General features: G+C 39.8%; 8 protein-coding genes. 2 read left to right on the top strand and 6 right to left on the bottom strand.

Annotation, left to right across the window (positions count from 1 at the left end):
- Window positions 1–137 precede the first annotated feature (137 nt).
- Window positions 138–593, top strand: a complete 456-nt coding sequence (locus EKM61_RS06990; RefSeq protein WP_068225928.1) for a MerR family transcriptional regulator — start codon at window positions 138–140, stop codon at window positions 591–593.
- Window positions 594–741: 148 nt separating this feature from the next.
- Here EKM61_RS06990 and mnmG read toward each other — a convergent pair whose 3' ends face one another.
- The 6 genes from mnmG to rpmH all read right to left on the bottom strand — a co-directional run bounded on the left by mnmG (window position 742) and on the right by rpmH (window position 6,953).
- Window positions 742–2,649: a tRNA uridine-5-carboxymethylaminomethyl(34) synthesis enzyme MnmG gene (mnmG, locus tag EKM61_RS06985; RefSeq protein WP_068279483.1), complete on the bottom strand. Its 1,908-nt coding sequence runs from the start codon at window positions 2,647–2,649 to the stop codon at window positions 742–744.
- A gap of 152 nt (window positions 2,650–2,801) precedes the next feature.
- Window positions 2,802–4,193, bottom strand: a complete 1,392-nt coding sequence (gene mnmE / locus EKM61_RS06980) for a tRNA uridine-5-carboxymethylaminomethyl(34) synthesis GTPase MnmE (RefSeq protein ID WP_068225926.1) — start codon at window positions 4,191–4,193, stop codon at window positions 2,802–2,804.
- Window positions 4,194–4,446: 253 nt separating this feature from the next.
- Window positions 4,447–5,244, bottom strand: a complete 798-nt coding sequence (gene jag / locus EKM61_RS06975) for an RNA-binding cell elongation regulator Jag/EloR (RefSeq protein WP_068225925.1) — start codon at window positions 5,242–5,244, stop codon at window positions 4,447–4,449.
- Window positions 5,245–5,491: 247 nt separating this feature from the next.
- Window positions 5,492–6,322 (bottom strand): membrane protein insertase YidC, encoded by an 831-nt coding sequence (yidC, locus tag EKM61_RS06970; protein ID WP_068225924.1) that lies wholly within the window; start codon window positions 6,320–6,322, stop codon window positions 5,492–5,494.
- A 3-nt stretch (window positions 6,323–6,325) separates the two neighbouring features.
- Window positions 6,326–6,679, bottom strand: coding sequence for a ribonuclease P protein component (gene rnpA / locus EKM61_RS06965; protein WP_068225923.1), 354 nt, complete (start codon window positions 6,677–6,679; stop codon window positions 6,326–6,328).
- A gap of 133 nt (window positions 6,680–6,812) precedes the next feature.
- Entirely contained in the window at window positions 6,813–6,953 is a 141-nt protein-coding gene (rpmH, locus tag EKM61_RS06960; protein ID WP_075168934.1) for a 50S ribosomal protein L34, read from the bottom strand.
- A 529-nt stretch (window positions 6,954–7,482) separates the two neighbouring features.
- On the opposite strand from rpmH, the gene dnaA reads away from it, so the two are divergent.
- Window positions 7,483–8,847: a chromosomal replication initiator protein DnaA gene (gene dnaA / locus EKM61_RS06955; RefSeq protein WP_068225922.1), complete on the top strand. Its 1,365-nt coding sequence runs from the start codon at window positions 7,483–7,485 to the stop codon at window positions 8,845–8,847.
- The last annotated feature ends 152 nt before the right edge of the window (window positions 8,848–8,999 follow it).

Here is an 8,999-nt window from a genome sequence, read left to right as displayed (position 1 = left end):
CTTTCAACTAAAAATTGAACTGGCAATTTTAGTCTATAATTTAGGATTTTTTAATTTTGTGACGAACTAGCACCACGCGTATTGTAGGTTAATTTAACGACTTAAGGGTTCTAACACGGAAAATGTAGGTGAACAGTATGAGTTTTGATCTAAAAAAATCTATGTTATCAATGGACAATTTAATTTTTGGAATTGGTCAGATTAGTGAAATGACAGGGGTTTCGACACGCCAACTACGCTATTGGGAAAAGCGCGGTTATATTCATCCTTTAACAAAGGAAGATGGTAAGGCGCGGCAGTATGACTTTAAAACAGTAATCGCAGTTTTAAGTATTAAACACTATCTAGATGAAGGCTATACACTTCAAGCCGCCGTATCCAAAGTTTCACAGTATACCAAACAGGCTTCGTTATTTCATCGCTTTATGCGCCGTCAATTAAAGGGTATTTCCATTGTTGACGGACATGATGCCTTAGATCTTGGTTATTTTGATGGAACTAAAACAAAAAAACTTTACGGTGTCATCAATGGATCTGAAACTTACTTTAAACTTTTGAATCCAGATGAAGTTCAGGACATTCCACTAGGTTAGTGAGCAATATTAATAGGCTAGGACTTCTGTCCTAGCCTATTAATATTTTCGAGCATTACTCCAGAATGTGCGCCAAAAGTCTGAGTTCACATGCCAAACTACAGCTAAGCCAAAACCGACTTTTGTCCCACTTCATTTCTTTTTTACTTTAACCAGCATCAACCTTAGCAATTTTTCCTTGTTCAATATAAACGGAAAGAATAGCGATATCGGCTGGATTAACCCCACTAATTCTTGTTGCCTGAGCAATCGTCTCAGGCTGTATTTTTTTTAATTTTTGGTGAGCTTCAGTGGCTAAACCACTAATAGCATCATAATCAATGTTGGCTGGAATCTTTTTAGCTTCCATTCGCTTAAGCTTCTCAACACGTGCTTCGGCCTTTTTAATGTAACCAGCGTACTTAACCTGTATTTCAACTTGCTCGATCACACGCCGATCAATTCCTTCTACGGCCGGTATAAATTGAACCAAATCCTTATAAGTTACTTCTGGGCGCTTAAGGAATTCACTTGCTAAAACGCCATCTTTTAATGGCGCCGCTTGATGTTCTGCTAAAAAGGCGTTAACGGCGGTACTAGGCTTAACACGAACACTATTTAAGCGCGCTAGTTCATTTTCAATCGCCGCTCGTCTTTTTAAGAATTTAGCGTAACGTTCCTCGGAGATCAGACCAAGCTCGTGGCCTTTTTCGGTTAAACGTAAATCTGCATTATCGTGACGTAAGATCAAACGGTACTCGGCACGACTAGTTAATAACCGGTAAGGCTCATTAGTTCCCTTGGTCACTAAATCATCGATCATAACACCAATATAAGCGTCACTTCGTTTTAAAATAAAGGGTTTTTCAATTCCCTTGGCACGTAAACCAGCGTTAATTCCGGCAATTAAGCCTTGGCCGGCCGCCTCTTCATAACCTGAGGTTCCATTCATTTGTCCAGCAGTGAAAAGATTCTTAACAACCTTGGTCTCCAAAGTTGGGCGTAATTGATAAGGTTCAACAACATCGTACTCAATGGCGTAACCTGGTCGCATTAGCTGAGCGTGCTCTAGGCCAGCAACTGAATGCAACATTTTCTGTTGAACTTCTTCAGGCATTGACGTCGAAAAGCCTTGGACGTACCACTCTTCCGTGTCCCGACCTTCTGGTTCAAGAAAAAGCTGGTGTCGGCTCTTGTCAGCAAAACGAACAATTTTGTCTTCAATTGACGGGCAGTAACGAGGACCGACCCCTTTAATGACACCAGAAAACATCGGCGCACGATCTAAATTCTCCCGAATAATCTGATGCGTAGTTGGATTAGTGTACGTTAACCAGCATGAAATCTGATCCTTTAAGTATACCGAATCAGGCGTATCATAACTAAAATGATTAACCTCTTTATCACCAGGTTGTTCCTTAGTTACCGAATAATCAATCGTTGTACCATCTACTCGTGGTGGTGTTCCTGTTTTAAAACGAGTCAAAGCAAAACCTTGTTTAAGTAAATCTTCGGATAACTCATTAGAAGGCTGCGAATTGTTAGGACCAGAAGCATACTGCAATTCGCCAATAATAATCTTTCCTCGTGAAGCGGTCCCTGCTGACAGGACAACACTTTTAGCGTGATAACGTGCCCCTGTATTAGTAACAATTCCTACGCAAGCACCATCTTCAACCAACAACCGATCAGCAGTTCCCTGCCGCAGAGTTAAATGTGGTGTCCGTTCAATTGTATCCTTCATTGCTCGGTGATAAGCGTGCTTATCAGCCTGAGCGCGTAAAGCTCGAACTGCCGGTCCTTTACCAGTATTTAGCATGCGCATTTGGATGTAAGTTTTATCAATATTATGCGCCATTTCACCGCCAATCGCGTCAATTTCACGAACAACGATTCCCTTGGCCGGACCACCAACTGATGGATTACAAGGCATAAAAGCAACCATATCTAAATTAATCGTTAACAATAACGTTTCATTGCCCATTCGTGCTGCAGCCAAAGCGGCCTCGCTGCCTGCGTGACCTGCACCTACAACAATGACATCATAATCTTGAGCATCGTATTCTTGAACCTTCATAACATAACTCCTTTATTCGTAAAGTCGCGTATCATTATGAATTTAATAGCAGTGAGTAGGATAAAAGTCACTCAACTATCCTTCATAATTACGACTAGTTATTTACAATAATTATCATTAAATCTTCTAATTAAGCGCCAATTCAAGCGCGCTTATTTTCCTAAACAAAATTGGCTAAACAACTGATTCAAGAGTTCATCCTGATAGGAATCACCTGTGATTTCACCGAGTAGATCCCAACAGCGCGTCATATCGATTTGAACTAGATCAACTGGCATACCATCATTAATTCCTTTTAAAACATCATCAAGTGCTTGATCGGCCTGATTAAGTAAACCAATTTGCCGGGCATTGGTTACCAGTGTATTACTCTGACTATTTTCGATGCCACCCCAGAACAAGTCTGCAATGCGCTCTTCTAATTTATCAATCCCATTTGTAGTCAGCGCCGAAATGGCGATAATATCTTCAGCCGCAACTTGTCGTTTTAATTCTTGATCATCTAATTTAACGGGTAAATCAGTTTTGTTTAAAATAATTAATCGTTTTTTATTCCTAGTTGCTGCCAATAATTCATTATCTTCATCTGTTAAAGGCTCGCTATTATTCAGGACCAACAAAACGAGATCAGCGGCCGTGATTGCTTTACGTGAACGTTCGACACCAATCTTCTCAACTTTATCTTCAGTGGCGCGAATACCAGCAGTATCAACTAACTTTAGCGGTACATCCCGAACGTTAACGTATTCTTCAATCACATCCCGCGTTGTCCCAGGAACATCCGTTACAATCGCCTTATCTTCATGTAATAAATGGTTTAGAAGACTGGATTTACCGACGTTAGGGCGACCGACAATGGCGGTGGCTAATCCTTCACGCAAAACCTTGCCCTGGTTAGCTGTGGCTAGTAAATCCTCAATTCGTTGCTTAACCATCGTTGCCTTTTCGACTAACATTTTAGTTGTTACCGTTTCAACATCATCGTATTCCGGGTAATCAATATTAACTTCTACTTGGGCCAAGGCATCTAAAATATCCTGACGAATCCCTTTGATTAAATGGGATAAACTACCATCCAATTGATCAACAGCTACCTGCATTGCGCGGTCTGTCTTAGCCCGGATTAGGTCCATTACTGATTCAGCCTGTGTCAAATCAATGCGCCCGTTCAAAAATGCACGTTTGGTAAATTCACCTGGTTCAGCCATGCGCGCACCGTAACTTAATAAAAGTTGCAGAACATGATTGGTGGCAACAATCCCGCCATGCGTATTGATCTCAATAATATCCTCACGGGTGTAAGTTTTGGGTGCTAGCATGACCGAAACCATTACTTCATCAACCACCGCATGTGTTTTAGGATCAATTATGTGCCCGTAATTAATCGTATGACTGGCAACTTTATGCAAGTCTTTTCCCTTGAAAACCTTACAAGCAACTTCAACTGCTTGCTCACCGGATAAACGAACAATCGAAATGGCTCCCTCGCCCGGTGGTGTCGAAATAGCAGCAATTGTATCAAATTCACTAGTTGTATTTGCCATACTAATACCCCTTTTTTAACTAATACCTTATTTTTGCCCATAAAAAAAGCGCCTACACCACGACCTAAATAAGCCGTGATAAAGCACTTTGACTACTTCATCTCAATAAGATAAGAATGTTTTATTAGCACTAATATAAATGCTTACTTTTAATTTGTCAACGCCTTGTTAGCATTATTCTAAGTTTAAGCGCGCTTAATTCCAAGAAATATTCGAATAGTGTCCTTTTTAAACCCATCCAACAAAAGCAGATTTAAAACGGTTCTTTCTTTGGTAAGACAACCACGTAGCGATGCGGCTCATCGCCTTCTGAGTGCGTTATTACGTAGTTATTTTCGGCTAGGTGAGCATGAATTTGTTTACGTTCAAAAGCCGGCATTGCGTCTAACATAATTGGTTTTCCGGTCGCAATCGTTTCGCGGGCCGTTTTATCGGCCAATCGTTGTAAAATTCCCGTTCGCCGTTCACGATAGTCCCCCACATCAAGTAATAACGCAAACTTGGAGTGAGCCTGATGATTTAAATATACTTGACCCAGGTACTGCAGGGCGTTAATTGTTTTACCGTGGTGTCCAATTAATAAACCTTCTTGCTTAGTAACCAGGTGAAACGTTAACTGATTGCGTGGGGCCCGCTGCATATTGATAGTAGCCGTCGCTGGAATCTGTTTAGTAATTGCCATTAAATAAGCACGCACGCCGTCTAAGGCCTTTTTATCTTGCTGCTTATGCTCTGGCGTCATCACTTGTAATTGTTGCCTACTTTTGGGTTTAGGCGTTACTGAATTCGAAGATTCAACTGTTACTTTGGGCTTTGAAACTGGTTCTTTTTTTTCAACTTTGGGTTCATTTTCTTTAGTTATTGACTGTGCAGCCTTTAATTTAGTAGTAATCAATTCTAACGAAACAATTGCGGGCTTTCGACCTAATCCAAAAAAGCCCTTCCTACCTTCAGACACAACTTCAACTGTCACAGCATCTCGGATCACTTTCATGTGTGCCAAGCCTTTTTGGATGGCATCTTGAATTGAGTTGCCTTCAAACGTCGGCATATTTGTTCCTCCTAAGTTCTCTTAATAGTGAGATTTTATGCATGCACAAAACCTTGTAGAAGTCATTCTATCCTCATTGGGCAAAATCACGACACCAAAATATGGCTTCTAGCCTACATAATACCAATTTAATTTTACCAGTTTTTAGAGTAAGGAATAAGGTTAACGAAAAAAAGAGTGAACTAATTAGGCTGAACTCTCAAAATAACAAGAAGTTACGCCCAAATAGCTCACTCTTTTATGTAATTTAACGTTTACGTTTCTTACTACGCCGGGCCTTTTCAAGTTGACGTTGTAGATCATGTTGCTTTTTTTCTTTTTCCGCGCGCTCTGCACGAATTTTAAAGGGATTCATAAACAACAACGTTTGTCCCACTGAAAAGGCATTAGTAACGACCCAGTACACTGCCAAAGCTGATGGTAAATTAATGGCAGTAACTAAAATGATGATCGGCATCCCCCAAACCATAAGCGTACTTTGGATACCACTTTGTTGAGCCTGCCCCATCATTGTTAACTTAGAAGTTCCCCAAGTCAAAATTGCAGCCAAAATTGGTAAAATAAAGTAAGGATCAGGTTTACCTAATTGCATCCACAAGAATGTCCCGGATTTTAATGCCTGTGTTCGTTGAATTCCCTGATATAATGCGATCAAAATCGGCATTTGAACCAATAATGGCAACATACTAGCAAATGGATGAACACCTGCATCAGAATAAAGTTTTGACGTTTCTGCCTGTAGTTTTTGCTGTGTTTCTAGATCTTTGGAAGAATATTTATTCTGGATTGCCTTCATCTGTGGCTGTAAATCAGCCATTTTACGGGAACTCTTCATTTGGTATTGCATTAATGGCAAGATAATAATCCGAATAATTAAAGTGAAAACAATAATTCCGACACCATAACTACCACCAAATAATTTTGATAACCAAATAATTGCCCGGGAGAAATTCCAGATAATGTAGTGATCCCAAATACCCGTACTGTGCTGCGTAACTGGCTTAGTTGAACAACCAGCTAAGAACAATACCAGTGTAAAAAGACCCGCAACACCAAGTATTCGCTTCTTTTTCTTCAAATCCTATTCCCTCACTTCATCCGTTAATAGTCCAGCTAACGTCAACGCGTGGACCAAATTTTGTTTGGCCGCTGCTTGATCAAGCGTATCCGCATGCGGACGCGCAATAACAAGGAAGTCAACGTCGGATTTTAACATTGGTTTTAACTCCTGCAGACTTTGACGAATATGACGTTTAACTTGATTTCGGTGAACAGCATTACCAATTTTTTTACCTACCGAAATTCCAACACGGAAATGTTTCTGTTCCGGCTTATCCATTCGGTAAATAACGTAATTACGGTTGGCCTTTGAATCACCAAGCTCAAATACTTTTTGAAAGTCTGCTTCTTTTTTAACACGGTATGATTTTCTCATGACTGATGCTCCACTATTAATTAGGTTAATATCGAAAAAAGTCACGCCAGCTATTGGTCCGGCAAGATCTGCCTGCCTTAACCGCGTGACTTTACGTCAAAAATAATAAAAAAGACCACTAAGGGTCAGTGGCCTATGCAGACAATACTTTTCTACCTTTACGGCGTCTACGTTGTAATACATTACGACCGTTGCTAGTACTCATACGCTTCATGAAACCATGCACACGTTCGCGATGACGCTTCTTTGGTTGGTATGTTCTCTTTGTTGACATATTTTGACACCTCCTGCCTGCTTAATTCTCGTAAAGACACTTCTACCGATTACAAAACATTATAACGGATAAAGTAGGCCTTCGTCAAATTGCAATTACTCAGATATAATAGCACACCTCACTCATTAAGCAAATAGTACCTTAATAAAAGTTATCCACAAAATAAAAAATATACCGTCTTTTTTGTGGATAACCCAAGCAATACATTTTAGTTTTCTAAAAGAAATACACAGCGTTCTTCCTGTTATTTACACAAAATAACAGGCTGTTTAAAAACAATACACAGGCTTGTGTTTCTCTGTTGATAACTTGTGAAACAGTTGCTATATCAGCGTTTAAAAACTAGAAGCTAGCTGTGGATAACTAATGTTTCACAGACTAACTCACACTTTTTGTAAAGCTGTGGATATTGCTTTAAACAGCCTTGTGGATATCTATTTAGATATTTTCACAGTTTATTAAAAGTTGTGGAAAACTTTTTTATAGAATGCTAGAATGAAGGTACGTTTTTTGAAAAGGAGGCCTTTTTGTGCCTGATTTGGACGATTTATGGGCTAAACTAAAGGAGAAATTTCAATCCGAACTTACCCCCGTAGGGTATAGCACTTGGATTGCGGACGCTACTCCCATAGCCTTAGAGAATCACCGGCTCGTTATCGAAGTCCCATCACCTTTACATAAGGACTATTGGGATAACCATCTGGCAACAAAAGTGGTTGAAGGGGTTTATGAAATCGCCGACGTAGAAATTACGCCAGTATTTCGTGTGGAGGGATCTACTGATAAGCCACAACCGACAATCACTACCGAGATGCCTAAAACGACGCAGGGAGAACAGCCAGCTAGTGTGACACCAACATTTATGCGCCCAACGCATTTAAATAGTAAGTATACGTTCAACACATTCGTCACTGGCAAGGGAAACCAGATGGCGCATGCCGCAGCGTTAGTTGTTTCAGAGGAACCCGGAACAATGTATAATCCGTTGTTTTTTTATGGTGGTGTTGGACTTGGAAAAACTCATTTAATGCACGCAATCGGTCACCAAATGTTGATTTATCGCCCAGAGGCTAAAGTTAAATACGTAACCTCTGAGGCTTTTGCAAATGATTTTATTAATTCGATCCAAACGCGACAACAAGAGCAGTTTCGCCAAGAGTACCGTAGCGTTGATTTACTATTAGTTGATGATATTCAATTCTTTGCTGATAAAGAAGGGACGCAAGAGGAGTTTTTCCATACCTTTAATGCACTCTACGATGATAAAAAACAAATTGTTCTTACTTCCGATCGTTTACCGAATGAAATTCCCAAGTTGCAAGAACGACTTGTTTCACGGTTTAAATGGGGACTATCCGTTGATATTACCCCGCCAGACCTTGAAACTCGGATTGCAATTCTAAGAAATAAAGCTGACGCCGAACAACTTAAAATTCCTGACGACACACTTAGTTATATTGCCGGTCAAATTGATTCTAATATCCGTGAACTTGAAGGAGCGTTGGTTCGTGTACAAGCATTCGCAGCAATGAAACACTCTGATATCACGACTAGCCTGGCCGCTGATGCCCTAAAAAATCTTAAGTTAAATGGTAAAGCAAGTGGTTTATCAATTCTTACTATTCAAAATGCAGTTGCTAAATACTACGATATTTCTTTAGCTGATCTTAAGGGGAAGAAACGAGTTAAATCAATTGTAATGCCCCGGCAAATAGCAATGTATTTATCCCGTGAGATGACTGATAACTCACTTCCAAAAATTGGTAAATCATTTGGCGGCAAGGATCACACAACTGTTATTCACGCGCACGAAAAAATAAGTCAAGAATTAGAAAATGAAGAACAACTTCAAAGTGATATCCGTGAACTTAAGAATATTTTGAAGCCTAAATAAATTGCCTGTGAATAACTAACAAGTTATCCGCAAAGATATTCACAAGATATCCACAGGTGAATATCTTTCGGTCTTTACGTTTCAGTTTGTTTTCCACAGAGTTAACATGCCCTACTACTATTACTTAAAATCTTTTATAATGTAAATAATAA

Source organism: Loigolactobacillus backii, from assembly GCF_003946275.1.
Lineage (GTDB): Bacteria > Bacillota > Bacilli > Lactobacillales > Lactobacillaceae > Loigolactobacillus > Loigolactobacillus backii.
Note: the sequence above shows the minus strand (reverse complement) of the source record. Positions and strands in the feature narration are given on the sequence as shown.